The organism is Streptomyces sp. PH10-H1 (assembly GCF_030063355.1).
Classification (GTDB): Bacteria; Actinomycetota; Actinomycetes; order Streptomycetales; family Streptomycetaceae; genus Actinacidiphila.
This window is the reverse complement of sequence record NZ_JASISZ010000015.1, coordinates 84,117-108,271: the sequence shown is the minus strand read 5'-3', so window position 1 is coordinate 108,271 and position 24,155 is coordinate 84,117. Positions and strand designations below refer to the sequence as shown.

Annotated in this window: 20 protein-coding genes and 2 pseudogenes; 11 read left to right on the top strand and 11 right to left on the bottom strand. The window is 71.4% G+C overall.

All coding sequences use genetic code 11. From position 1 onward, the window contains the following. Positions 1 to 158: 158 nt before the first annotated feature. On the top strand, positions 159 to 893 hold the full coding sequence (locus QMK24_RS41810; RefSeq protein ID WP_502962579.1) for a hypothetical protein: 735 nt from the start codon (positions 159 to 161) through the stop codon (positions 891 to 893). Between the two features lie 79 nt (positions 894 to 972). Beyond that, positions 973 to 1,095: pseudogene (locus tag QMK24_RS12850) on the top strand (EamA family transporter); the annotation flags it as partial. 38 nt (positions 1,096 to 1,133) lie between these two features. Here QMK24_RS12850 and QMK24_RS12845 read toward each other — a convergent pair. From QMK24_RS12845 to QMK24_RS12820, 6 genes are all read right to left on the bottom strand, one after another. Beyond that, entirely contained in the window at positions 1,134 to 2,336 is a 1,203-nt protein-coding gene (locus tag QMK24_RS12845; protein WP_283465758.1) for a serine hydrolase domain-containing protein, read from the bottom strand. Between the two features lie 168 nt (positions 2,337 to 2,504). Next, positions 2,505 to 4,301 carry a glycoside hydrolase family 6 protein gene (locus tag QMK24_RS12840; protein ID WP_283465757.1) on the bottom strand — a complete coding sequence of 599 codons (1,797 nt, stop codon included), beginning with the start codon at positions 4,299 to 4,301 and terminating at the stop codon, positions 2,505 to 2,507. 213 nt (positions 4,302 to 4,514) lie between these two features. Beyond that, positions 4,515 to 6,170: an FAD-binding dehydrogenase gene (locus QMK24_RS12835; RefSeq protein WP_283465756.1), complete on the bottom strand. Its 1,656-nt coding sequence runs from the start codon at positions 6,168 to 6,170 to the stop codon at positions 4,515 to 4,517. Positions 6,171 to 6,871: 701 nt separating this feature from the next. Beyond that, positions 6,872 to 7,651: an energy-coupling factor ABC transporter ATP-binding protein gene (locus QMK24_RS12830; protein WP_283465755.1), complete on the bottom strand. Its 780-nt coding sequence runs from the start codon at positions 7,649 to 7,651 to the stop codon at positions 6,872 to 6,874. After that, positions 7,648 to 8,412 carry a cobalt ECF transporter T component CbiQ gene (cbiQ, locus tag QMK24_RS12825; protein ID WP_283465754.1) on the bottom strand — a complete coding sequence of 255 codons (765 nt, stop codon included), beginning with the start codon at positions 8,410 to 8,412 and terminating at the stop codon, positions 7,648 to 7,650. The genes QMK24_RS12830 and cbiQ overlap by 4 nt, the downstream gene beginning before the upstream one ends. A gap of 2 nt (positions 8,413 to 8,414) precedes the next feature. Then, positions 8,415 to 9,509 (bottom strand): energy-coupling factor ABC transporter permease, encoded by a 1,095-nt coding sequence (locus QMK24_RS12820; RefSeq protein WP_283465753.1) that lies wholly within the window; start codon positions 9,507 to 9,509, stop codon positions 8,415 to 8,417. 127 nt (positions 9,510 to 9,636) lie between these two features. On the opposite strand from QMK24_RS12820, the gene QMK24_RS12815 reads away from it, so the two are divergent. Then, positions 9,637 to 13,209 carry a S41 family peptidase gene (locus QMK24_RS12815; protein WP_283465752.1) on the top strand — a complete coding sequence of 1,191 codons (3,573 nt, stop codon included), beginning with the start codon at positions 9,637 to 9,639 and terminating at the stop codon, positions 13,207 to 13,209. Between the two features lie 129 nt (positions 13,210 to 13,338). Here the strand turns inward: QMK24_RS12815 and QMK24_RS12810 are convergent, their stop codons facing one another. The 4 genes from QMK24_RS12810 to QMK24_RS12795 all read right to left on the bottom strand — a co-directional run bounded on the left by QMK24_RS12810 (position 13,339) and on the right by QMK24_RS12795 (position 17,045). After that, a complete protein-coding gene (locus QMK24_RS12810) occupies positions 13,339 to 13,530 on the bottom strand; it encodes a hypothetical protein (RefSeq protein WP_283465751.1) in 192 nt (63 codons plus the stop codon). Positions 13,531 to 13,633: 103 nt separating this feature from the next. Continuing rightward, entirely contained in the window at positions 13,634 to 14,530 is an 897-nt protein-coding gene (locus QMK24_RS12805) for an SDR family oxidoreductase (protein ID WP_283465750.1), read from the bottom strand. Further along, positions 14,527 to 15,549 carry an alpha/beta fold hydrolase gene (locus QMK24_RS12800; protein WP_283465749.1) on the bottom strand — a complete coding sequence of 341 codons (1,023 nt, stop codon included), beginning with the start codon at positions 15,547 to 15,549 and terminating at the stop codon, positions 14,527 to 14,529. Before QMK24_RS12800 ends, QMK24_RS12805 begins: the two co-directional genes overlap by 4 nt. Then, positions 15,546 to 17,045 carry a flavin-containing monooxygenase gene (locus QMK24_RS12795; RefSeq protein ID WP_283465748.1) on the bottom strand — a complete coding sequence of 500 codons (1,500 nt, stop codon included), beginning with the start codon at positions 17,043 to 17,045 and terminating at the stop codon, positions 15,546 to 15,548. The genes QMK24_RS12800 and QMK24_RS12795 overlap by 4 nt, the downstream gene beginning before the upstream one ends. Positions 17,046 to 17,273: 228 nt before the next feature. On the opposite strand from QMK24_RS12795, the gene QMK24_RS12790 reads away from it, so the two are divergent. The 5 genes and pseudogenes from QMK24_RS12790 to QMK24_RS12775 all read left to right on the top strand — a co-directional run bounded on the left by QMK24_RS12790 (position 17,274) and on the right by QMK24_RS12775 (position 20,385). Then, complete coding sequence (locus tag QMK24_RS12790) at positions 17,274 to 18,068, top strand: MerR family transcriptional regulator (RefSeq protein ID WP_283465768.1); 795 nt, start codon at positions 17,274 to 17,276, stop codon at positions 18,066 to 18,068. Positions 18,069 to 18,316: 248 nt separating this feature from the next. Then, positions 18,317 to 18,850, top strand: a pseudogene (locus tag QMK24_RS41805) (MFS transporter); the annotation flags it as partial. Between the two features lie 27 nt (positions 18,851 to 18,877). Next, positions 18,878 to 19,489 (top strand): hypothetical protein, encoded by a 612-nt coding sequence (locus QMK24_RS41800; RefSeq protein ID WP_502962578.1) that lies wholly within the window; start codon positions 18,878 to 18,880, stop codon positions 19,487 to 19,489. Positions 19,490 to 19,586: 97 nt separating this feature from the next. Beyond that, positions 19,587 to 19,853 (top strand): DUF2630 family protein, encoded by a 267-nt coding sequence (locus QMK24_RS12780; protein WP_283465747.1) that lies wholly within the window; start codon positions 19,587 to 19,589, stop codon positions 19,851 to 19,853. A 37-nt stretch (positions 19,854 to 19,890) separates the two neighbouring features. Beyond that, positions 19,891 to 20,385: a (4Fe-4S)-binding protein gene (locus QMK24_RS12775; protein WP_283465746.1), complete on the top strand. Its 495-nt coding sequence runs from the start codon at positions 19,891 to 19,893 to the stop codon at positions 20,383 to 20,385. Between the two features lie 61 nt (positions 20,386 to 20,446). Here QMK24_RS12775 and QMK24_RS12770 read toward each other — a convergent pair whose 3' ends face one another. Next, on the bottom strand, positions 20,447 to 21,286 hold the full coding sequence (locus QMK24_RS12770; protein ID WP_502962577.1) for an isocitrate lyase/PEP mutase family protein: 840 nt from the start codon (positions 21,284 to 21,286) through the stop codon (positions 20,447 to 20,449). A gap of 315 nt (positions 21,287 to 21,601) precedes the next feature. Between QMK24_RS12770 and QMK24_RS12765 the strand changes: the two genes are divergently transcribed. From QMK24_RS12765 to QMK24_RS12755, 3 genes are all read left to right on the top strand, one after another. Then, the gene (locus QMK24_RS12765; RefSeq protein WP_283465745.1) at positions 21,602 to 21,796 is read left to right on the top strand and encodes a hypothetical protein; all 195 of its coding nucleotides are present in this window, start codon (positions 21,602 to 21,604) and stop codon (positions 21,794 to 21,796) included. A gap of 259 nt (positions 21,797 to 22,055) precedes the next feature. Beyond that, complete coding sequence (locus QMK24_RS12760) at positions 22,056 to 23,537, top strand: DNA-3-methyladenine glycosylase 2 family protein (RefSeq protein ID WP_283465744.1); 1,482 nt, start codon at positions 22,056 to 22,058, stop codon at positions 23,535 to 23,537. Further along, positions 23,537 to 24,037 (top strand): methylated-DNA--[protein]-cysteine S-methyltransferase, encoded by a 501-nt coding sequence (locus QMK24_RS12755; RefSeq protein ID WP_283465743.1) that lies wholly within the window; start codon positions 23,537 to 23,539, stop codon positions 24,035 to 24,037. The genes QMK24_RS12760 and QMK24_RS12755 overlap by 1 nt, the downstream gene beginning before the upstream one ends. Positions 24,038 to 24,155: the final 118 nt, after the last annotated feature.

Here is a 24,155-nt window from a genome sequence, read left to right as displayed (position 1 = left end):
GACCAGCAACGGAGCTCCGGTAGACATGAGTTGGTGTGAGAACCCTCGTCCTACCGGAGCTCTGTCCTGCTCAGCGCGCCGACACGCCGCGCGTCACCCACCCACCGTCGATCTTGAAACGGCCGTGATTCTTGCTCGGTGGCTGCCTCGAATACGACATGGGACAGCGCCAAGCAGCGAATTTAAGCCGCACCACTGCCCTACGCATCGGTCAGGAGTCCGGGCATGGGGAAATCGCGGCATGGTCGTGGGAACTCGGCGCATGGTTCGCAGTGACTCAAGGCCGATATTCGGAGGTTCTCGAATACGTAGACGCAGGGCACCAGGCCGACTCAACCCATGGCATTGGTGTGCAGCTCTACGCCCAGCAGGCCAAGGCGTACGCCCGTATGGGCGATGCTCGCCAGGTCCGGGCCACCCTTGACGCTGGCCGCGCCCGACTGGAACGGCTGCCACGTCCGGAGCACCCCGATCACCACTTCGTGATCGACCCCGACAAGTGGGACTTCTACGAGATGGACGCATACCGGATGCTCGGCGACGACGAGCGGGCCGCCGTCCACGCACAGGAAGTCGTCCGCCACGGCACAGCCCCAGATGGAACCGAGACATCCCCTATGCGGGTCGCAGAGGCCCGGCTCACGCTGGGCGTTGCCGCTGCCCGATCCGGAGAGCTGGAAGAAGCCGTAGCCGTCGGAACGCGCGCCCTGGAGACCTCGCGCAAGTCCCTGCCGTCCCTGTTGACGGTGGCGCGAGAACTCACCCATGAGCTAGAGGCGCGGTATCCGCGCGAAGCTCTCTCTCGGGAATTTCACGACCAGGTATCCCAAGTGACCAACGGTCCGCACCCTGCTGCGGCGTCAGCCAATGCAGCACGCGACGGAAGTCCATAACCCGGTTCCGGCGCTGACCGGCCCACGTCGTCGATCACAGCTCTGACCAGGGATCCAATTACGGCCTGAGCAAGGGTTGACGTCCATCATCGTCGGAGCGGTGATCAGCGCGGTGTTCTTCAAGGAGCGCTTCGGGCGGCCCCGGATCGTGGCCGCCGCGCTGGTGGTGGCGGGCATCGGGCTGATGCTGCACGCCGGTTGAGCCCGCCGGCCCGCTCCCCCGCCGGAACGACCAACCTCCTATCGCGTTGCGGTGAGGCACTCCCGTACGGCCCGGACCAAGGCCTGGGCGCGGGGGTCCGAGGTGACGTTCTTCTGCATGCCGTTGGTGATGTAGCCGAAGCCGATGCCGGCGTCCGGGTCGGCGAAAGCGAGTGGGCCGCCGCGGCCGGGGTGCCCGAAGGAGGCGGGGCCGAGGAAGGGGGAGGCGGGGCCGTGCAGCATGTAGCCGAGGCCGAACCGCGTGTTGACGACGAGGACCTGGTCGGGACCGTCGGATTCGACCGTGCGGGCGCCGGTGACGGTGGCGGGGGCGAAGAGCATGCGGCCGTCGGCGTCGCTCTTCCGGTAGCCGTCCACATCGCCTATGAGGGCCGCGTAGAAGCGGGCCAGTGAGCGGGCGGTGGCGATCCCGTTGGAAGCCGCCAGTTCGCCGGCCCGGAAGGCGGGATCGTTCTCGTCGTAGCCCGGGGTGATCGCGGCGAAGGCGCGGCGGGTGAGGGAGTCCGGGTTCGCGTAGGCGTCGTGGACGGACTGCTTGGGGCGGGCGCGCAGGCCGTTCGCGGCGACGGCGGCGGCCGGCGGCGTCACCTCGGCGATCCGCCCGACGCGGTGGGCCTGGCCGGGCGGCAGCCCCACCCACAGGTCGAGGCCGAGCGGCCGGGTGATCTCCTCGGCGATGTACCGGCCGAGGCTGCGGCCCGAAGCCCGCAGGACGAGTTCGCCGAGCAGCCAGCTGTAGGTCTGGGCGTGGTAGCCGTGAGTGCTGCCCGGCGGGAAGAGCGGGGCCTGCGCGGCGACGGCGCGGGGGCCGGAGACTCCGTCGAGGGCCTGTTCCGGGGTGAGGGGCACATCGAGCGCGGGGACCCCGGCCCGGTGCGCGAGGACGTCCCGTACGGTGACGCGGTCCTTGCCCGCCGCCTTGAAGGCGGGCCAGTACGTGCCGACCGGCGCGTCCAGATCGAGCTGGCCGCGCTGGTGGAGCAGCAGCAGGCAGGCCGCCGCGGGGCCCTTGGTGGCGGAACGGACGACCTGGGCGGTGTCCTCGCGCCAGGGTTCGTCCCCCTCGGGGTCGGCCGTCCCGGCCCACAGGTCGGCGACCTTGCGGCCGTCGCGGTACAGCGCGAACGCCGCGCCCCGGTCCCCGCGCAGCTCGAAGTTGCGTGCGAACGCCTCGCGGACCGGCTCGAAGCCGTCCGTCACCGTCCCGTGGACGTCCACCACCGTTGTCGCTCCCGCTCCGCGCCGAAATGAATCCGCACCCCCATGGTGCACGGCGCACCCCCACTTCCCAACCCCGCCCTTCCCGGGCCCGCCCCCGTACGGGAACCACCCGCGCCCCGCTCGTGTTCCTCGAGCGGGGCGCGGGTGGTTCTGCAGGGGTAGGGCCGACTACAGCGCCGGGTAGGCGTTCTTCATGAGCTCCTGGAACTGGGCGGAGAACCAGTGACCGGAGAGCGGCGCGTTCGGCAGCGCCCCGGACAGGTTGTTCCCGTTGCGGGCGTTGCCGCCGTAGGTCGGGTCGCACATACGGTCGAAGCCCTTGCCCTCGTCGTTCGCGATCTGCGTGCTGGAGCCGTCCGACTCTCCCGGGGGCTTGACCCAGACGTACGCGTCGATACCGGCGGCCGGGGCCGCGGTGGGCCGTTCGCCGAGACCGGCGCCCGACTGGTTGCACCAGTTGCCGAGGTGGATCCGGCGGTCGAGCCGGCCACCATCGACGTAGGTGTCCACGCTGGTCGTCGGCCCGGCGCCGGTGGGCCGGCCTGCGCCGCCCCAGCCGTTGCGGGAGGTGTCGATCAGCATGCCGATATTGGCGTTGAAGCCGGACTGGATCAGCCGGTTGCGGAAGCCCTGCGCGTACGACAGCTCGTCGACGTAACGGTTCCAGTCGACCCACTTGGACTGGCGGACCGAGGTGCCGTTCACCGAGTCGCCGATCGTGTAGTACGGCTCGTGCAGGATGCCGTAGTTGGCCGTGTTGCCGATGAAACCGGTGACATTGTTGACCGAGCCGCCGTTGGCCTTGGCGACCTGGGCGAAGAGGTCGGCGGAGGCGCCGAAGTTGTCGTCCCAACCGAGCCAGCCGTGGTGTCCGGCGTCGATGTAGTTGTAGACGTTGGCGATCGCGCCGAGCTTCCTGAGCGCGTAGCTGACGCCGGTGACGTAGTTGCCGTTCGCCTTCATCGTGTCGCAGGCGGCGGTGGCGGTCGGCCGGCCGCTGGTGTTGGTGACCAGGTTGGGCAGCGAGTCGATCTCGATGATCGGCACGATGCGCAGGTTCTTGTACGCCTGGTCGGCGAGGATCGCGGCGATCGGGTCGATGAACTCGGTCTCGTACCGGCCGATGTCGTTCGGTCCCAGCTCACCGTTGGAGGCGAGGGCGGCGCAGTCGCGGCCCGGCAGGTCGTAGACGACCACCTCGATGGTCAGGGGCTGGCCGGCGGCCTGCTGCACGGCCTTGTCGAGGTGGGCGCGGAGTCCCATGCTCCCGCTCACGCCGTTGATCGCGGCGATCCGGTCGAGCCAGACGGCGGTGGGCTGGTTGGCGATGCGGCTGCCGCCGGCCTCGGCGGCGGCCTTCGCCGACCACTCGGGGTTCACATAGCCCTTGGCACCCGCGAAGGGGTTGTCGACGCGGCTGCCGGCCGGGGGACTGGTCGGCGGAGTCGTCGGAGGAGTCGTCGGAGGAGTCGTCGGAGGAGTGGTCGGCGGGGTGGTCGGCGGGGTGGTGGGGGGCGTGGTCGGCGTGCCGGCGTTGCAGGCGACGCCATTCAGGGTGAAGGCGGTGGGGCTGGTGTTCGTACCGCTGTAGGAGCCGTTGAAACCGAAGTTCGTGGAACCGGCGGTGGCCAGCGTCCCGTTGTACGACAGGTTCTTGGCGGTGACGGCGGCGGCTTTCTGCGCGATGTCCGCGTTCCAGCCCTGGGTCACCTGCTGGTTGCCGGCGAAGGACCAGCCCAGCGTCCAAGAAGTGATCGCAGGACCGGTGTTGGTGAGGGTGACCTGAGTGGTGAAGCCGGTGTTCCACTGGTTCTGAACCGTATACGCGACCGTGCATCCGGCAGTCACGGCCGAGGCAGCCGAGGCGTTGGCGGCGGTGAACGCGGCTGCGGTGCCGCCCGCGGCGGCGATGAGGGCGCCTGCGGCAAGTAAGGCCGTACGGCGTTGTCGTGTGGGAGCTCTCATGTGCGGACTACCTCCGGAGGGGGGTTGACCTTCAAGTGGTCGAGGGAGGTGGTGCGTTGATGCCCGATTCGGTTACATGCCCTTAACGTGGGAGCGCTCCCATAGTTAAGCGTTGACCAAGTCCTGTCAACGCTTCAAACAGAACCGCCGGAACGGCTACGCGGCGGGCGCGGTCACGCGGTCGCCGCTCTCACGCGGTCGCCGCTGCCGTCGTCACGCCGTCGCCGCTGCCGCCGCCCGGCCCGCCGTGCGCCCCGAGAAGATGCAGCCGCCGAGGAACGTCCCCTCCAGCGAGCGGTAGCCGTGCATGCCCCCGCCGCCGAACCCAGCCGCCTCGCCCGCCGCGTACAGCCCGCCGAGCGGCTCGCCGCCCGCCCGCAGCACCCGACCGTCGAGGTCCGTCTCCAGCCCGCCGAGCGACTTGCGCGTCAGGATGTTCAGCCGGACTGCGATCAGCGGGCCCGCCTTCGGGTCCAGGATCCGGTGCGGCGACGCCGTACGGATCAGCTTGTCGCCGAGGTAGTTGCGCGCTCCGCGGATCGCCATGACCTGGAGGTCCTTGGTGAACGTGTTCGCGATCTCCCGGTCCCGCGCCTCGATTTCGCGGCGCAGCGCGGTCTCGTCGATCAGCGCGTCCTTGGTGATCGCGTTCATCCCACGGACGAGCGCCGGCAGATCCTTCTCCACCACGAAGTCCGGGCCGTGCTTCTTGAATGCCTCGACGGGCCCGGTCGCGCCCGGCAGCGCGCGCTTCAGGACCTCGCGCACGCTCTTGCCCGTCAGGTCCGGGTTCTGCTCGGAGCCCGACAGCGCGAACTCCTTCTCGATGATCTTCTGGGTGAGGACGAACCACGTGTAGTCGTAGCCCGTCGTCATGATGTGTTCCAGCGTCCCCAGCGTGTCGAACCCCGGGAACAGCGGGACCGGCAGCCGCTCCCCGCGCGCGTTCAGCCACAGCGACGACGGGCCCGGCAGGATCCGGATGCCGTGCCGGGTCCAGATCGGGTCCCAGTTCTCGATGCCCTCGGTGTAGTGCCACATGCGGTCGCCGTTGATCAGGTTCGCGCCGGCGGCCTCCGCCGTGCCCAGCATCAGACCGTCCACATGCGCCGGGACCCCGGACAGCAGTCGCTTCGGCGGCGTGCCGAGCCGGGCCGGCCAGCTCTTGCGTACGAGGTCGTGGTTCCCGCCGATTCCTCCGGAGGTGACGATCACGGCCTGCGCCGTCAGCGCGAACTCCTCGCGCACCTCGCGCGAGCTGGCCTCGCCGCGCTTCGCGCCGTCGGCGACCAGGACCTCACCGGTCACGCCGTCCACCGTTCCGTCCGTCGCGCTCAGCCCCGTCACCCGGTGCCGGAACCTCAGCTCGACCCTGCCTTGCGCGACGGCTTCGCGCACCTGGCGGATGAACGGCGCGATGATGCCGGGGCCGGTGCCCCACGTGATGTGGAAGCGGGGCACCGAGTTGCCGGGGCCCGTCGCCAGAAACCCGCCGCGTTCGGCCCAGCCGACCACCGGGAAGAACCGCACGCCGCGCTGGTGCAGCCAGGCGCGCTTCTCGCCTGCCGCGAAGTCCACGTACGTCTCGGCCCACTTGCGCGGCCAGTGGTCCTCCGGCCGGTCGAAGCCCGCCGTGCCCATCCAGTCCTGGAGCGCCAGCTCCCGGCTGTCCCTGATCCGCATCCGCCGCTGCTCCGGCGAATCGACCAGGAACAGCCCGCCGAACGACCAGAACGCCTGCCCGCCGAACGAGGCCTCTGGCTCCTGATCCACGAGGATGACCTTGCGGCCGGCCTCGGTCAGTTCGGCTGTCGCCACGAGCCCGGACAGCCCGGCTCCTACGACGATGACGTCCGCGTCCAGTGCCATGGCGGTGCCCTCCAGCTTCAACGGTTGAGGGCACGCTACGCCACCACTCGCCTCCGGCGGGGTTGGGTGCCGGCCGCTGCGCGCGGCGCCCGTGGGTACGCGCGGTGTCGCCGCTGGGTGCGCTCCGGGTTCGGTGCCGGCCGTGCGCCTGTGCCGGTGGGCGCGCACGGTGCGTTGCGGGGGTCGGTGCCGCGCCGGGGTATCTCCTCGGGCGGCGAACGCTCGTGTCAGCGGGACAGCGCGGGATGAGTTCGTTCGCCGCCCTGCGGGGACACCCCGCCCCGTCCCCTCCGGCCGGTTCAGCGCCCGCAGCACGGCGCCCATGCCCCTTTCCACAACGACACCGACCGGCCCGAGTTGCGGGACAGCACCACCCACAACCCTCCCGACCGGCCCGGCGCCTGCGGGACGGTAACCACACCCCGGCCCGGACCCCGTCCCCCAGCCCCACCCGGCCCGTTGGGCGCGATTCGGCCTGGGAGGGGACGGGGCGGGGTGTCCCCGCAGGGCGGCGTTGAGCGGGCCGCGACGTTTAAAGTGCGGTGAGCCATAGTGGAAGACTTGGGCGTTGCGGCCCGTAGCCGCCCGAGGAGATACCCCGGCGCGGCACCGACCCCCGACGAACACCCCGCGCACCCCGTGCAACCCGGCGCCGCAGGGCCCGGCGCCGGGCCCCTCCCCGTGCAGCCAAGACGAACACGTCAGACCTTCGCAACGGCCGTCGGGGCCGTTACTGAGCGAGGGTTGAAGCCGAAGGGGAGTTCCAGGCGATGAGCTCGCATGAGGGCCTCGTCGCAGAGGAGGTCCTGGGTGAGGCCGTCGGCGGTGATGACGCCCTCGCTGAGGACGACCGCCCGGGGGCAGAGTTCCAGGGCGTACGGAAGGTCATGGGTGACCATGAGAACCGTGACGTCCAGCGAGCGCAGGATGTCCGCCAGCTCGCGACGCGACGCGGGGTCGAGGTTGGACGACGGCTCGTCCAGGACCAGGATCTCCGGCCGCATGGCGAGCACGGTCGCCACCGCGACCCGCCGCCTCTGTCCGAAGGACAAGTGGTGCGGGGGGCGGGGGGCGAAGTCGGCCATGCCCACCTGGTCGAGCGCCGTCATCACGCGCGCCTCGAGTTCGGGGCCGCGCAGGCCACCGGCCGCGGGGCCGAAGGCGACGTCCTCACGGACGGTCGGCATGAAGAGCTGGTCGTCGGGGTCCTGGAAGACGATGCCGACGCGGCGGCGGATCTCGGCGAGGTGCTGCTTGCCGACGGGCAGGCCGCCGACGGTGACCGTGCCGGCGCCGCCGGTGAGGATCCCGTTGAGGTGCAGGACGAGGGTGGTCTTGCCCGCGCCGTTCGGTCCGAGAAGGGCCACCCGCTCGCCGCGGGCGACGGTGAGGTCGACGCCGAAGAGGGCCTGGTGGCCGTCGGGGTAGGCGTAGGCGAGGCCGCGTACGTCGAGCGAGGGGGAGGTCGGGTCGGGGGTCATGTCAGCGTCCATCCTGTCAGGCAGACGGCGAGGGCCAGTGCGGGGAGCACGGCGGCTTGGGACCACTGGGCGCGGGTGGCGGTGACGTCGTCGATCACGGGCATCGTGCCGGTGTAGCCGCGGCTGACCATCGCCAGGTGGACACGTTCGCCGCGCTCGTAGGAGCGGATGAACAGCGCGCCCGCGGACTTCGCGAGGACACCCCAGTGTCTGACGCCGCGTGCCTGGAAACCGCGGGACTCGCGGGCGATCCGCATCCGCCGCATCTCATCGGTGATGACATCGCCGTAGCGGATCATGAAGGATGCGATCTGGACGAGGAGCGGCGGCATACGCAGTCGCTGGAGGCCGAGCAGCAGCTCGCGCAGCTCGGTGGTGGCCGCGAGCAGGACGGACGCGGCAACGCCGAGGGTGCCCTTGACGAGGACGTTCCAGGCTCCCCACAGGCCGTTCTCGCTCAGCGAGAGGCCGAGGAATTCGATGTGCGGGCCGGTCGCGACGAAAGGGAGCAGGACCGCGAAGGCGACGAAGGGCACCTCGATCAGGAGCCTGCGGAGCAGGAACGAGATCGGGACGCGGGCGCGGAACGCGACGGCGACCAGCAGGACCGCGTACAGGCCGAAGGCCCACATCGCCTCGCGGGGGGTGGAGACCACGACGAGCACGAAGCCGAAGACGGCCGCGATCTTGCAGTGCGGCGGCAGCCCGTGCACGGGCGAGTGCCCGTGCCGGTAGAGCCGGTGTGCGTGTCCCGCGCCCATGCTCAGGCGCCCTGGACCGACTGGACGGTATGCGACCTGCGCCGCCGCACGACGACGAAGACGCCGGAGCCCACGGTGAGGGTCGCGCCGACTCCGATGACGCCGGCGAGACCACCGGACAGCCGGGCGTCGCCGATGTCCTTGACGCTGTAGCCGGCGAGGGGGGAGCCCTCGGCCGCGTGGTTCTTGGCGTTCTGGTCGATGCCCTTGTCGTGGGCGACCTTCTCCAGTCCGTCGGGGCTGGCGGAGGCGTAGTAGCTGACGCCGCCCGCGAGGGCGAGCGCCGCGATGAGGCCGGCGATCCAGACCGGCCGGTTGGAACGCGCGGCGGGCACCGGTGCGGTCACGACGGCGGCGGGCGCCGGAGTGGCCACGGCGACGGTCGTGGGACGGGCCTCCCCCGGTACGAGCGGAACGCCGGTCGGCGTGGTGCGCAGTTCCAGCGGCTTGCTGAGGCCACGGGCCCCGTAGACCAGGTCCGGGCGTACGGCGACGACCGCGCCGACGGTGGCGGCGGTGATCGCGGCCTCGCCGATGCCGATCAGCACATGGACGCCGACCATCGCGGTGGCGACCTTGCCGATCGGGACGTCGGTGGTGCCGCCGAGCCAGTAGATGGTGGTGAACGCGATGGCGGCGGCCGGCACCGAGACGACGGCGGCGGCGAACGACGCGACGGTGATGGAGGCGCGGCTGCGCGGCAGCACCTTCACCAGGCCGCGGAAGATCGCGTAGGCGACGACGGTCGTCACGATGGCCATGTCGGTGATGTTGGTGCCGAGCGCGGTGAGCCCGCCGTCCGCGAAGAGGACGCCCTGCATGAGCAGGACGACGGACACGCACAGCACTCCGGTAAAGGGGCCGACGAGGATCGCGGCGAGCGCGCCTCCCAGCAGGTGGCCGCTGGTGCCGGCGGCGACCGGGAAGTTCAGCATCTGCACGGCGAAGATGAAGGCGGCCACCAGGCCGGCGAGCGGCGCGGTGCGCTCGTCCAGTTCGCGGCGGGCGCCGCGCAGGCTGAGGGCCACAGCGGCGACGGCCACGACACCGGTCGCCGCCGACACCGGAGTGTCGATGAATCCGTCGGGTACGTGCATGGGGGTCCCCTCAAGTCCTGCCTGGTCAACTGTTTGATGATAGTGGCTTCCTGCAACTCATTCGCAAGAGCGGTTTGGATGCACAGGGAGCGCGTAAAAGTTGCCCTCACTCCCCCCGCCCCGAACCATGGGTGAGGTGAGCGATGGCGCGTATCTCCGGTTTCCGCACATTCATGGCGAACTGCTGTCCTTCGTCGCCGAGGACGATGTCTGGGTCGCGCCGCTGGGGCCGCCGGGCGCCGCTCCCGGCCGGGCCTGGCGGGTCACGGCCGACCGCACCCGGGTCGGATCGCCGCGCTTCTCGCCGGACGGCTCGGCCATCGCGTTCACCACGTGGCGCAGCCTGGATCCGGAGATCCATCTCGCGCCGGTGGACGGCGGCCCGGCCCGCCGTCTGACGTACTGGGGCAGCTTCGACACCCGGGTGTGCTCCTGGACGCCCGACGGGCAGGTGCTCGCGGTCTCCTCGCACGGCCAGCCGTTCTCGTACTTCTCCTGGGCCCACAGCGTGCCCACCGATGGCGGTCCCGGCGGGCGGCTGCCGTGGGGGCCGGTCTCGGACATCGCCGTCAGTGACGTCGCCGGTGAGCGCCATACGCTGCTGCTGACCGGCACCCCGCCGCACGAGCCGCACGCCTGGAAGCGGTACCGGGGCGGCGCGACGGGCCGGCTGTGGCTGCACGGCGAGCGGCTGGTGCCGGACATCGACGGGCATCTGAACTCCCCGATGTTCGTGGGCGACAGGATCGCGTTCCTGTCCGACCACGAGGGCGTCGGCAATCTGTATTCATGCCGACCGGACGGTACGGACCTGCGCCGCCATACCGACCACGCGGACTTCTACGCCCGCAGCGCGGCGACCGACGGCGTCCGTGTCGCCTACCAGTGCGCGGGCGAGCTGTGGATGGCCGACGACCTCTCCCCCGGTGCCCGCCCCAGCAAGCTGGATGTACGCCTCGGCGGCCCCCGTGCCGGACGGCGGGCCTACCAAGTACCCGCCGCCTCGAACCTGGACGGCCTGGCCTGCGACCGCACCGGCCGCGCGAGCGCGGTCTGCGTACGCGGCAGCCTGTACTGGCTGACCCACCGCGACGGCCCCGCCCGCACCATCGCCGACGAACCGGGTGCCCGCGTCCGGCTGCCCGAGATGCTCGGTGACACCGGCCGGATCGCCTTCATCACGGACGCGGAGGGCGAGGACGGCATCGAACTCGCCCACCTCCCAGGCCGCGCCAGCCGTCCTGCGGCCCGCGCAGCACGGGCGGACCTGGCGGACCTGGCTGACCTGGAACCCCTGGATGATCCGGGCGGATCGGACATCCTGGATGGCCTGGACGTTCCGGACGGCCCGGACGGAACCGCTGGCAACGCCTCGGCCGCCAGGCCCGCCGGCCCGACAGGCACGATCGGCGCCGGCACCACTGGCACTGCCGGCGCCACCGGCAACACCGGCACCGTCGGCCGCACCGCCGTCACCGGCACCGGGCGCAGGCTCGGCGTGGGCGAGTTGGGGCGCGTGCTGGAGCTGGTCTCCTCGCCGGACGGCGGCACGCTTGCCGTCGCCGCGAACGACGGGCGGCTGCTGCTCGTCAGCACCGGCGTAGCCGCCGCCGACGGCGGCTACGACGAGGACGACGACGCCCGCGACGACGACCCGTCCCGCACCACCACCGGCACCGACGCCGCCGGCATCGGCACCGGCACGGTGTCCGAGCTGATCTGGTCGACGAACGGCCCCGTCCGTGACCTCGCGTTCTCTCCCGATTCGGCCTGGCTCACGTGGTCCCACCCCGGGATCGGCCGGTCCCTGCGCTCGGTGAAGATCGCGAAGCTCGCGGACCGCACGATCATCGACGTGACGAACGGCCGCTTCGAGGACGAGCAGCCGGTCTTCACCCTCGACGGCCGCTATCTGGCGTTCCTGTCCTGGCGCGGCTTCGACCCGGTCTACGACGTGCACACCGGCGACCTGTCGTTCCCGCTCGGCTGCCGCCCCTATCTCGTACCGCTGAACTCCGCGACGCCGTCACCCTTCGCGCTGCCCGTGGAAGGCCGCCCGATCGGCGGCGGCCTGGACCCGGCCGAGAGCGGCGGGGACGGCGGTCCGGTGGTGGTCGAGACGGAGGGGCTGGCGAGCCGCGTCACGCCGTTCCCCGTCCCCGCCTCCAAGTACTCGGCGCTGGAGCCGGTGCACGACGGCCTGGTGTGGCTGCGCTGGCCGATCTCCGGGGCGCTGGGCGAGACGTTCACCAACCCGACGGACCCGTCCGCGCGCCCGACCCTGGAGTACTTCAACCTGGGCAAGTCCAAACGGACCGAACTCGTCCACCACATGGACTGGTACGCGGTCAGCGGCGACGGCAAGCGGCTCGCGGTCTTCGACGAGGGCGATCTGGCCGTCGTCCCGGCCACCGAGCGCGGCGACGACGATTCCACGGTCTACGTCGACATGCGGCGGATCCTGCACGAGGTCGACCCGCCCTCCGAATGGCAGCAGTCCTACGCCGAGGCCGGCCGGCTCATCCGCGACTACTTCTGGGCCCCCGACATGTGCGGCATCGACTGGCCCGCGATCCTCGACCAGTACCGGCCGCTGGTCGAACGAGTCGCCACCCCGGACGAGTTCGCCGATCTGCTGCGGGAGGTCCTCGGCGAGCTGGGCACCTCGCACGCCTATGTCAGCCCGGCCCGCCGCAACGAGGGCCCTGCGCACTATCAGCGGCCGATCGGGCTGCTCGGCGCCAACTTCCAGCACAACAAGGACGGTACGTGGACGGTGGTGCGGATCCTGCCCGGTGAGTCCTCGGACTCCAAGGCCCGCTCCCCGCTCGCCGGCACCGGAATCCGCGAGGGTGCGGTGCTCACCCATATCGACGGGCGGCCCGTCGACCCTTGCGCGGGACCGTATCCGCTGCTCGCGGGCGCGGGCGGCACCACCGTGGAGCTGACGTTCACCCCGCCCGGCGAGGGGCATCCGCGCCGGGTCGCCGTCGTCCCGCTGATCGACGAACGGCCGCTGCGCTACCAGGACTGGGTCGCCAAACGGCGCTCCGTCGTACGTCATCTGAGCGGCGGCCGGTGCGGCTATCTGCACATCCCGGACATGGGCGGCTCCGGCTGGGCGCAGTTCAACCGCGATCTGCGGATGGAGGTCGCCTATGAGGCGCTGATCGTGGATGTGCGCGGCAACGCGGGCGGGCACATCAGCGAACTCGTCGTGGAGAAACTCACCCGCACCATCCTCGGCTGGGACCTCACCCGCAACGCCCAGCCGGTCTCGTACGCGGGCAACGCGCCGCGCGGTCCGGTCGTCGCGCTGGCCGACGAGGCGACCTCCTCGGACGGCGACATGATCACCGCCGTGTTCAAACTGCTGGGCCTCGGCCCGGTGGTGGGGCTGCGTACCTGGGGCGGGGTGGTCGGCATGACCGGCAGGCACAAGCTGGGGGACGGCACGGTGATCACCGTCCCGATGAACGCGGGCTGGTTCAACGCGTACGGGTGGGGCGTTGAGAACTACGGCGTCGACCCCGATATCGAGTCCCTCCGCACGCCGCTGGACTGGGCCGAGGGCCGGCACGGCCAACTCGACGTGGCCGTCAGGACGGCGCTCGGTCTGCTGGCCGAACACCCCGCCGCCACACCGCCCGACCTCTCCCAGCGCCCGGACCGCCGCCGCCCGCCGCTGCCTCAACGCTGACGGAACGGCCGGCCGACGGCGGTGCCACCGCGTCGGCACCGCCGTCGGTCGCGCCGCACCGCGCCGCGCCGCGAGAAGGGGCGCGCCCTTTCGGGTGCGCCCCTTCAGCGTTCGCGACGTGCCGGCTGACTAGCTCCAGTCGTCCTGGGCGTCCTCGAACGTGTCCTGGGCCTTGTTCCGGCCCTGGTCACGCATGTCGGCGGCCTTGTCCATGGTCGGGTCCGCGGCGTCCGCGGCCTTGTCCTTGGACTCGCCCATGGCCTCCTTGGCCTTCTTGCCGAGGTCGCCGGCCTTGTCCTGGAACTTGTCGAAAGCGCCCATGATCACTCCTCCTGGAGTTTGTCGGGATGGGGCCTCGACCAGACTGACACGACCGAACATAGCTCGCACGTTGGGGCATAAACCCCAGCTCAATGGCCCTGTTTCACCCTACGGAGCGTGACGATTGCGCCGCCTCGTCCGCTTCTCCGCCGCGTCCGACGAGCCCCCGGCGAGCGCCCGCCGTGGCGGCGAACTGCGGCTCGGCCCGTCGCATCTCGCGCTGGCCCAGCACACCGCCGATGACCGACGGCAGATAGCCGCGTACGGACTGCATGCCGCGCAGCCACCACTGCGCGTACACGTGCGGCGAGCGGCGCTCGATGCCGGCGGCGATCCGCTCGACGGCCGGCTCCAGCGGATAGGTGCGGTTCGCCGGCCAGGGCAGCTTGGACCGCATATGGCGCATGAGGTCGTCCTCGTCCGCGCCCCGCACCATATCGGTGTCGGTCCAGCTCAGATAGCCGACACCGACCTTGACGCCCTTGTGGCCGACCTCGGCACGCAGGCTGTGGGCGAACGCCTCGACGCCCGCCTTGCTCGCGCAGTACGCGGTCATCATCGGGGCTGGGGTGATCGCCGCCAGCGAGGCGATCTGCAGCAGATAGCCGTGCGAGCTGAGCAGCGCGGGCAGGAAGGCGCGGGCAGTGGTGACACTGCCCAGCAGATTGACGTTCACGACCCGCTCGAACGCGACGGGGTCGGAGTCCAGGAACGGACCGCCGGTCGCCACACCCGCGTTGGCGACGACGACATCGATCCGGCCGAAGTGCGCGAGGATCTCGGCCGCGGCCCGCTTCATCGCCTCGAGATCGGTGACATCGGCCACCCAGTGGGCCGCGCCGCCGCCCAGCCCCTCCGCCACCAGCTTCAGCTGGTCCGGCTCAAGGCCGACCAGCGCCAGCTTGGCGCCGCGCTGCGCGAGCTTGCGCGCGAGCATCTCGCCGACTCCCCTGGCGGCACCGGTGACCACCACGACCTGTCCGTTCAACGACTGACTCATACCGTCTCCTCCTTGACCGGCAGGTGTTCCTCGACCGGCGGGTGATCCTTCACCGGCAGGTCCTTCGCCGGCAGGTGATCCCTGACGAGACCGCGGACGACGTCCGCGACCGCGCCGGTGCCTTCGATGGGTGTCATGTGGCCGAGCCCTTCGAGCTCGGTCAGGCCCACGCAGTCCGGCAGCGCGGCGGCCATGCCTCGCGCGTGCACCGGCGGCGTCAGTTTGTCCGCCGTACCGACCAGTACGAAGGTGGGCGCGGTGAGTGCCGCGAGCCCCGCGTCCAGGTCGAGCCCCGCCAGCACCCGTCCCCACGCGGAGCGCTGCCGGGTCCCGCAGGCGTGCACGATACGGGCGGTCGCGGCGACCTGCTCCGGGGTCGAACCCGACGCCATCACGCCGTACTTGAGCGCGGCGCGCGTCACCGGGGTGACCGGTCCGAGCGGGGCGCGCGAGCCGAGCAGCAGCCGGTGGAACCCGTCGCGGACCTTCTTCGAGCGGATCCGCGGCGGCAGCACCTGGGTCTCGGCGAGCAGCCGCCCGCTGCCGGTGCTGGCCAGCACCGCGGCGGCCGTACGCGACCGCACACCGGGGCGCTGGGAGGCGGCCATCAGCGTCATGCCGCCCATCGAGTGACCGACCAGTACGGCCCGCTCGCCCTCCTCCACCACGGCTTCCAGCACCGCCGCCAGGTCGTCGGCCAGCGCCTCCGTGCTGTATCCGGCGCGGTCCGGTGTGGCGCTGCGGCCGTGCCCGCGCTGGTCGTAGGCGACCACCCGGAAGTCGGCGGGCAGTTCGCGGATCAGCGGCGCCCAGAAGATCGTCGAGCAGGTCCAGCCGTGGATCAGGACGACGGTGGGGCCGTCGGCCCGGCCGTGCTCCTCGACATGGATCCGGGTGCCGTCCGCCGAGTTCACCGCCAGCTCCCGGCGGGGCGCGGGCAGGGTGTACGGGCTCCCGTCACTTCCCGCCGCGGTCCCGCTCGCTGCGGCGGTCCTGTCCCTTGCGGTGATCCTGCTCATGACGCGACCGCCTTCGCCGGTTCCGCCGTGCGCAGCGGCGCCGGCATCAGGTCGTACTCTGCCAGCTTCAACTCACGGGTGGCCCGCCGGAATTCGGCCGTCGTACCGGGCCAGGCCGTGGTGTTGCGGCCCTCCGAGTCCAGGTACCAGCTCTTGCAGCCACCGGTGTTCCACACGGTGCGGGCGGTCCGCCGCTGCATCTCGGTGTTCCACGCCTTGACGGCCTCCGGCTTGGCGTCGAGGGCGGCGGCACCCGTCTGCTCCAGCGTGCGCAGATAGTCGGCCACGTAGTTGATCGACGACTCGATCATCAGGATCATTGAGCTGTTCCCGAGGCCGGTGTTGGGGCCGATGATCAGCAGCAGGTTCGGGAAGCCGTCGATCGTGGTGCCGCGCAGCGCGGCCATCCCGTCCTTCCAGTGCTCGGCCAGCGAACGGCCACCCACGCCGGTGATGCGGTCGCCGATCGGCATGTCCGTCACATGGAAGCCGGTGCCGAAGACGATCGCGTCGACCTCCCGCTCGGTGCCGTCCGCGGTGACGATCGTCGAGCCGCGCACCTCCTTGAGCGCGGAGGTGACCACTTCGGTGTTGGGCTGGGCGAGCGCCGGATAGTAGTCGTTGGACAGCAGGATCCGCTTGCAGCCGATGGTGTAGTCGGGCGTCAGCTGCGCCCGCATCACCGGGTCCTTGATCGCGCGGCGCATATGGTTCCTGGCGATCTGCTCGGTCGCCTTCATCAGCTGCGGCCGCTTCACGAACGCGCCGACCTGGAACTCCCGGATCAGCCACAGCAGCCCGCGCCGCGCCTTGGCGGTGCCGGGCACCTTGCCGTGCAGCCACCGTTCCGCCTTGTTGATGCCGCGGTCCATCCGCGGCATCACCCACGGCGGGGTGCGCTGCAGCACGGTCAGCGACTTCACCTGCGGCTGTATCGACGGCACGATCTGGATCGCGGAGGCGCCCGTGCCGACCATGGCGACGCGCTTGTCCTTGATGTCGAAGTCGTGGTCCCAGCGCGAGGAGTGGAAGACGGCGCCGGGGAAGGTGTCGAGCCCCGGGATGTCCGGCAGCTTGGGGTCGGAGAGCGGGCCGGTGGCGGAGACCACCACGTCCGCCGTCAGCTCACCCTGCGTGGTCTCGATGTTCCAGTGCTTCGCCTCGTCGTCCCAGCCCGCCTTCAGCACCTCGGAGTTGAACCGCAGGTGCGGCCGCAGTCCGAAGGTGTCGGTGACGCGCTCCAGGTAGGCGCGGATGTGCGGCTGCCCGGAGAACGTACGGGGCCAGTCCGCGTTCGGCGCGAAGGAGAACGAGTACAGATGGGAGGGGACGTCGCAGGCGCATCCCGGGTAGCTGTTGTCCCGCCAGGTCCCGCCGACCGAGTCGGCGCGCTCGAGGACCACGAAGTCCGTGATGCCCTCGCGCCGCAACCGGACGGCCGCGCCGAGCCCGCCGAACCCCGATCCGATAACCGCCACCCGCACATGCTCAGCCATGGCGCCGCCTCCCTGCCCTCAATCACGCCAGCAATCACTGGCACGATCCGTACGGTAGACCAATCCGGTTACCGGCGGTAGGGGTCGGAGCCACCCAAGAAGCGGCCGCTCCGCACCGGGGCACATGATCCGCACGGACCCCGGCGCGCTCCCGGGACGGCATAGGCTGACGACGTGGCCGAGGACTCGCAGGGAACCAAGGAGCAGCCCGCAGGGCAGGAATACCGCATGGAGGCGCTGGCCAAGGCGGCCGGCCTCCCGGTGCGAACCGTCCGCTTCTACCGCGAGCGCAAGCTCATCCCGCCCCCGCGCCGCGAAGGCCGGATCGCCTGGTACGGCGAGACCCACCTCGCCCGCCTCCACACGATCGCCGCCCTCCTCGAGCGCGGCCACACGCTCGGCGGCATCGCCGAACTGATCGCCGCCTGGGAGAACGGCCGCACCCTCGACGGAGTCGCCGAACTCCTCGGCCTGGAAGGTGCGTTGATCACGCCGTGGTCCGAGGAGACGCCTGTCAGGCTCACCCCTGAGGCCCTCGCCGACTACTTCGGCGGGGACGTCACCCCGGAGAACCTGACCACCGCCCTCGACATCGGCTACATCGCGGTCGACGGCGAGAACGTCGTCCACACCAGCCGCCGGCTGCTCGACGCCTCCGCCGCCCTCGTCCGCGAGGGCGTCCCGCTCGCCGCCGTACTGGAGACGGGCCGCGCCGTACGTGTCCATGTGGACGCACTCGCGGACCTCTTCACGGTGCTCATCCGCAAGCACGTGGTGGACGCCGCCGTCGAGTCCCTGCCGCCGGGCGAGGCGACCCGGCTCGTCGAGGCCCTGGAGCGGCTGCATCCGCTGGCCAAGAACGTGGTCGACGCCGAACTGTCGCTGGCCATGGACCGCCGCGTCCGCGCCGAGCTGGAGAACTGGCTGCAGGAGCACGCGGCGTCCGCGCCCGTGGAGCCGGAGTCAGGGGCAGCGCCCGGGTCCCCGGCGGCCGACGAACCGCCGGGCGACCCCAGCCCATAAGTCGCACTTTCGGGCACCCCCCTCTGGCCGAAGAGGCCGTGCTGCCGTGCGCGGTCCCCCGCCATCCGGATCGCCATCGGGATCGCCATCCGGATCGCCATCCGGATCGCGACCGGGTCGCGATCCCGATCATCTGGGCGACTCCGGCGCGTTCGCCGTGCCGCCCAGCGGTGGCGGGACGCGGCACCCCGTCCAACCCTGAGGGGGACCCGCCCCCGTCGCAGGAGGTACCGGCCCGATGACCACGCTCAGCCGAGGCCGGACCCGCCACGGGACCGCCCCTTGGGCCGACTGTCCTCACCCGCCGCCAGACCAACGTCATCTTCGTGACGATCGTCCTCGGCATGCTGCCGGCCGCGCTCGACCAGACCATCGTCTCGACCGCCCTCCCGACGATCGTCGCCGACCTCGGCGGCGCCGGGCACATGGCCTGGGTGGTGACCGCCTACCTCCTCGCCGAGACCGTCTCCATGGTCCTGGTCGGCAAGTTCGGTGACCTGTTCGGCCGAAAGATCGTCTTCCAGATCAGCGCGGTCGTCTTCGTCGCCGGATCCGTCTTCGCGGGTGTCGCCAACGGCATGGGCATGCTGGTCATCGCCCGTGCGATCCAGGGCATCGGCGGCGGTGGGCTGATGGTCACCGCGATGGCCCTGATCGCGGACGTCATCCCGCTGCGCGAACGCGGCAAGTACCAGGGCGCGCTGGGCGCGGTCTTCGGTGTCACCACCGTGGTCGGCCCGACGCTCGGCGGCCTCTTCACCGACCACGCGTCCTGGCGCTGGTGAATCATCGACGCCTACGCCGACACCGTGAACTACGTCTTCCAGTGGGTCGCACCGGTCGCCCTCGTCGGCTTCGTCGTCGCCTGGTTCCTCAAGGAAGTGCCTCTGCGCGACAGCGCCCGGGCCGGCGCCTCCGACATGGGCGACGCCTTCGCCGCTCCCAATTCCGCCGACGCCGACCGGCAGTTGGAACGCTCCATCGCCCACGTCATGCGCCGGGCCAAGGCCGAGGAACCGGTCTCGCTACGGATCCTCGCCGACTCCGGCAGCCGTCTCACGCCCGGCCAGGCCTGGGCCCTCGGGCAGATCCACTGGCGCGGCCGGCTCCAGGGAGGCGCCCGGCTCAGCGCCGTCGCCAAGGCCCACCGGATGCCCGGGGAGATCCTCGAACCCGTCTTCTCCAAGATCTCCCACGCCGGATACGCCGATTTCGACGGCGAAGAGCTCGCCATCACCGGCTCCGGCCGCGCGGAGATCGACCTCCTCGCCGGCGCGTGGCGCCGCTGGCTCGACGAGCACCTCGACGACTGGGACGTCACCGACCCCGACGACCGCGCCCGCCTCGACCGCGCCATCGACGGCATCGCGAGCCGCCTCCTGGACGAGGAGGAGGCACACCACGAGCGCACGGCGCTCTGAACTGCAAAGCTGGAAGGTGGGTGGTGAGACGGAGGACGTGGTGGAGGCGCACGCCACGACGCCGAAAGGCCGCAACGCCGATTCGAGGAGGCACCTCATGGACCAGTCCGACGACACCAAGGCCGAACAGGCGATCCTCTCCCGGATCAAGGCCATGGTCGCCGACGAGAAGGAGCTGCGCGAGCAGCTCACCGAAGGACGGATCGACGTGGCCACCGAACACATCCGGCTGGCCGGTCTGGAACGCGAACTGGACCAGTGCTGGGACCTGCTGCGCCAGCGCCGCGCCAGGGCCGAGGCCGGTGAGGACCCGAGCGGAGCCCGCGTCCGGTCCGAATTCACCGTGGAGGGCTATATCTCATGATCACTGCGGCGACCGGAGGCAGCCCGCGATGAGTCCGATGAGCGCCGAGGTACCGATCCCCGAGGACGCCAGGCCCTACCCGGGGGCTGTCATCACGGTCACCTTCGAAACGGCCCGCTGCCTGCACTCCGGCGAATGCGTACGCGGCCTCCCCCAGGTCTTCGACAGCGCCGCGCGGCCCTGGATCCGGCCCGACGCCGCCCCCGCCGACCTCGTCACGCAGATCATCCGCCGCTGCCCCTCCGGCGCCCTCCAGTACCGCATCGACGGCGGCCGCCCCGAGGAACCCACCCACCCGACGGAGATCAGCCGCTCCTCTTCCGGGGGCATCACCGTCCGCGGCGACCTGGTGATCCACACCGGCGGTGCGGCCCGCATCGAGACCCGCGCCGTCCTCTGCGGCTGCGGCGCCACGGGCCGCGCCCCGTACTGCGACCGCACCGGACTGTGCGGGACCGCTGAGCGCGGCCCCGACGGCCGGTCGGAATCGTCGTCAGGCCACGAACATCAGACCATGAAGGTCAGACCGTGAAACGTCAGGTCGTGAACGTCAGGCCATGAACATCGGACCGCGAAACGTCAGGCTGTGAACATCAGGCCGTGAACAGGGCCTGCAGGTCGCCGTATCCGAGCCCGTCCTCGACCGAGGTACAGGTGCCGGCGTCCAGGAATTCGCGGGCCGCGCGCCGCACCAGGCCGTACGCGGACTCGGCCACGCGTCCGCCGATGCTGACGCGTGCCGCCCCGGCTCCCGCGAGTTCGGCTACGGACGGCGCCCCCGGTCCGGTGAGGACGTTCAGCGGTGCATCGATCCGCTTGGCGAGGTCGGCGATCAGCGCGAGATCCGTCACGCCGGGGACGAAGATTCCGCTGGCGCCCGCGGCGAGGTAGGCGGCGGCACGTTCGAGCGTGGCGTCGAGCCGCGTCCCGGGCTCGCCGACGGCGCTCAGATAGACGTCGGTGCGGGCATTGATGAAGAGCGGAACGTCCGCCGCGTCGGCGGCCTTTCGCGCGGCGGCGATCCGTTCCGCCTGCTCATCGACCGCGCGCAGCTGGGTGGGCCCGTTGGCGAGGGCGTCCTCGATGTTGATGCCGACGGCTCCGGCGGCGAGGACACCGCGCACGGTCTCGGCGACGCCGTCCGCGTCGTCGGCGAATCCGCTCTCGATATCGGCGGACACCGGTACGCCGACCGCTGCCGCGACCCGGCCGATGAGGGCGAGCGCGAGCTCGCGGGGCAGCCGGTCGCCGTCGGCGTATCCGAGGCTCCAGGCGACACCGCAGCTGGTCGTGGCGACGGCCGCCGCCCCCGCCTCCTCGATGATCCGCGCGCTGGCCACGTCCCACGCGTTGGCGAGCGCGAGCGGCCGGTCGGCGGTGTGCAGGGAGTGGAGGAGGAGGGCCTTGTCACGGAGGTTCGGCATACGCGTCATGCACACAGTCCATCAGCTGGGCGCGGCTCCGTCCGGCGATTCTCCGACATGGGCGTCCGGGCCGGACGCAACTGGAAGCCGTCGGACGCCGCCAGGGGCTACGAGCTGGAGTTCGTCTCCGACGCCATGTCAGGACTCACCGCCGAGGGCGGACCAGACCGTCGGCGAAGCCGCTGCCGGGCGGCTGCTCGGTCACGTTCGGCCGGTCCACCCGGACGAGCCGCCCGCCACGCGATGTGTTGCGGCGGTCACCGCATGGGCGCAAATTGAACAGGGGCCGGATTCCGGCCGTCCGATCCCTCAAGGAGGACCTTCATGGCGATTTTCATGCACGCCGAGCTGCCGGGCGTCACCACTGCGCAGTACGACACCCTGAACGCCGCATTGCAAGCGCTTCCCGGCAACACGTTCGAAGGATGTCTGTCCCACGTCGCCGTCGGCACGCCCACGGGCCTGCAGATCTTCGACGTCTGGGAGTCCCAGGGGCGATGGACAAGTTCACCGAGCTGATGATGCCCCACGCCCAGAAGGCGGGCTTCCCCCAGTCGGGCGAGCCGCCGAAGATCTCCGAGGTGCACAACTGGACGCCCGGGGAGTAACCGGACGGCCGCGCCGAGCGCCGGTCCCGGAACCAGCGGCGCCCCCACCGATCCGATCGGGATGGGGGCCCGCCACCGCCCGGCCGCCATCGCGCCCTGAGCGCCGCCCGGCGAAGTACATGTCGGATTTCCGCTAGACCGGGCGCGTGACCACGGGCGATGCTGAAGTCATGCACACAGACTTCGAGCGTTGCGTGCGTGCCGTGCAGTCGAAGGACGCCCGGTTCGACGGGTGGTTCTTCACCGCGGTGCTGACGACCAGGATCTACTGCCGGCCCAGCTGCCCCGTGGTGCCGCCCAAGGTCGAGAACATGAGCTTCTACCCGAGCGCAGCGGCGGCGCAACAAGCCGGATTCCGGGCCTGCAAGCGGTGCCGCCCGGACGCGAGCCCGGGGTCGCCGCAGTGGAACGAGCGGGCGGACCTCGTCGCACGGGCGATGCGGCTGATCGCGGACGGGGTGGTGGACCGGGACGGTGTCCCGGGACTGGCGGCCCGGCTGGGGTACAGCACCCGGCAGGTCGAGCGGCAGCTGCTCGCCGAACTGGGGGCGGGGCCGCTGGCGTTGGCGCGGGCGCAGCGCGCGCAGACCGCCCGGCTGCTGATCGAGACGACGACGCTGCCGATGGGGGAATCGGCCTTCGCGGCGGGCTTCTCCAGTATCCGCACCTTCAACGACACCGTCCGCGAGGTGTTCGCGCTCTCCCCCACGGAGTTGCGCGCCCGCGTCGCCAAGGGCCGACCGCCGGCCACGCCCGGTGTGCTCTCGCTGCGGCTGCCCTTCCGGGCCCCGCTGTGCCCGGACAATCTCTTCGGGCATCTGGCGGCGACGGCCGTGCCGGGCGTCGAGGAGTGGCGGGACGGCGCGTACCGCCGCACGCTGCGGCTGCCGCACGGCCCCGGCGTCGTCGGCCTGCGCCCGCGTCCTGACCACATCGAGTGCCGGCTGCGGCTCACGGACCTCCGCGACCTGGCGCACGCGATCAGCCGCTGCCGGTGGATGCTGGACCTCGACGCGGACCCGGTCGCGGTCGACGCGCTGCTGAGCGCGGACCCGCTGCTGGCGCCGCTCGTCGCCAAGGCACCGGGACGGCGGGTGCCGCGCGTGGCCGACGGCCCCGAGTTCGCCGTACGCGCCGTACTCGGGCAGCAGATCTCGACGGCGGCCGCCCGCACCCACGCGGGCCGGCTGGTGACGGCCTACGGCGAGCCCGTCGAGGACCCGGACGGCGGCCTGACGCACCTGTTCCCGGATCCGGCCGCGCTCGCCGGCCTGGACCCGGCGGCGCTCGCCATGCCGCAGACCCGCCGCACCACTCTCACCACGCTGAACTCCGCCCTGGCGAGTGGCGAACTCGACCTCGATGTCGGCAGCGACTGGCAGCGCGCCCGCGCACAGCTGTCCGCGCTGCCGGGGTTCGGCCCATGGACCGTCGAGTCGATCGCGATGCGCGCGCTCGGCGACCCGGACGCGTTCTTGCCGGGCGATCTCGGAATCCGCTTCGCCGCGAAGGAGTTGGGGCTGCCCACCACTCCCGCCGCTCTCACCCGCCACTCCGCCGCCTGGGCGCCATGGCGCGCCTACGCCGTCCAGTACCTGTGGGCGACCGGCGACCACGCCGTCAACTTCCTCCCCGCCACCGGAGCCGCGTGATGTCCACCCGTACCCACACCGTGACCGATTCCCCCTGCGGCCCGCTGACCCTCGTCGCCCTCGACGGGACCCTCTGCGGCCTGTACATGACGCAGCAGCGGCACCGCCCCGCCGAGGAGACGTTCGGCGACCGCGACGACTCCGCCTTCGGCGCCGTCGAGGAACAGCTCGCCGCCTATTTCGCCGGGGAACTGACCGATTTCGAGCTCCCGATGACGCTGCTGGGCACCCCGTTCCAGCAGCGCGTCTGGTCCGCTCTGCGCGACATCCCGTACGGCGAGACCCGCTCCTACGGCCGGCTCGCCGACCTGCTCGGCAACCCGGGTGCCTCCCGCGCCGTCGGCCTCGCCAACGGCAAGAACCCCATCGGCGTCATCGTCCCGTGCCACCGCGTCGTCGGCTCCACCGGCTCGCTCACCGGCTATGGCGGCGGCCTCGACCGGAAGCGCTACCTCCTCGCCTTCGAGCAGGGATCGGCCGAGCCCGCCGCGCTGTTCTGAACGGAACGCGCCCAGCGGACAGGCGCGAAGCGCGTTGGCGACAGGCGCTGAGCACCCATGGGACAGGGCCCGGCGAATGGTTCGCCGGGCCCTGTCCTTCGCGCCGTCCCCCCGTCCC

Coding starts and splice junctions, on each gene's coding strand:
- QMK24_RS12820 (WP_283465753.1), bottom strand. CDS start 9,509: ATGCACGTACCCGACGGATTCATCGACACTCCGGTGTCGGCGGCGACC.
- cbiQ (WP_283465754.1), bottom strand. CDS start 8,412: ATGGGCGCGGGACACGCACACCGGCTCTACCGGCACGGGCACTCGCCC.
- QMK24_RS12800 (WP_283465749.1), bottom strand. CDS start 15,549: ATGAGCAGGATCACCGCAAGGGACAGGACCGCCGCAGCGAGCGGGACC.
- QMK24_RS12755 (WP_283465743.1), top strand. CDS start 23,537: ATGTCCACCCGTACCCACACCGTGACCGATTCCCCCTGCGGCCCGCTG.
- QMK24_RS12795 (WP_283465748.1), bottom strand. CDS start 17,045: ATGGCTGAGCATGTGCGGGTGGCGGTTATCGGATCGGGGTTCGGCGGG.
- QMK24_RS12765 (WP_283465745.1), top strand. CDS start 21,602: ATGGCGATTTTCATGCACGCCGAGCTGCCGGGCGTCACCACTGCGCAG.
- QMK24_RS41810 (WP_502962579.1), top strand. CDS start 159: ATGGGACAGCGCCAAGCAGCGAATTTAAGCCGCACCACTGCCCTACGC.
- QMK24_RS12770 (WP_502962577.1), bottom strand. CDS start 21,286: ATGACGCGTATGCCGAACCTCCGTGACAAGGCCCTCCTCCTCCACTCC.
- QMK24_RS12805 (WP_283465750.1), bottom strand. CDS start 14,530: ATGAGTCAGTCGTTGAACGGACAGGTCGTGGTGGTCACCGGTGCCGCC.
- QMK24_RS12835 (WP_283465756.1), bottom strand. CDS start 6,170: ATGGCACTGGACGCGGACGTCATCGTCGTAGGAGCCGGGCTGTCCGGG.
- QMK24_RS12790 (WP_283465768.1), top strand. CDS start 17,274: ATGGAGGCGCTGGCCAAGGCGGCCGGCCTCCCGGTGCGAACCGTCCGC.
- QMK24_RS12775 (WP_283465746.1), top strand. CDS start 19,891: ATGAGCGCCGAGGTACCGATCCCCGAGGACGCCAGGCCCTACCCGGGG.
- QMK24_RS12830 (WP_283465755.1), bottom strand. CDS start 7,651: ATGACCCCCGACCCGACCTCCCCCTCGCTCGACGTACGCGGCCTCGCC.
- QMK24_RS12760 (WP_283465744.1), top strand. CDS start 22,056: ATGCACACAGACTTCGAGCGTTGCGTGCGTGCCGTGCAGTCGAAGGAC.
- QMK24_RS12815 (WP_283465752.1), top strand. CDS start 9,637: ATGGGTGAGGTGAGCGATGGCGCGTATCTCCGGTTTCCGCACATTCAT.
- QMK24_RS12780 (WP_283465747.1), top strand. CDS start 19,587: ATGGACCAGTCCGACGACACCAAGGCCGAACAGGCGATCCTCTCCCGG.
- QMK24_RS12840 (WP_283465757.1), bottom strand. CDS start 4,301: ATGAGAGCTCCCACACGACAACGCCGTACGGCCTTACTTGCCGCAGGC.
- QMK24_RS12810 (WP_283465751.1), bottom strand. CDS start 13,530: ATGGGCGCTTTCGACAAGTTCCAGGACAAGGCCGGCGACCTCGGCAAG.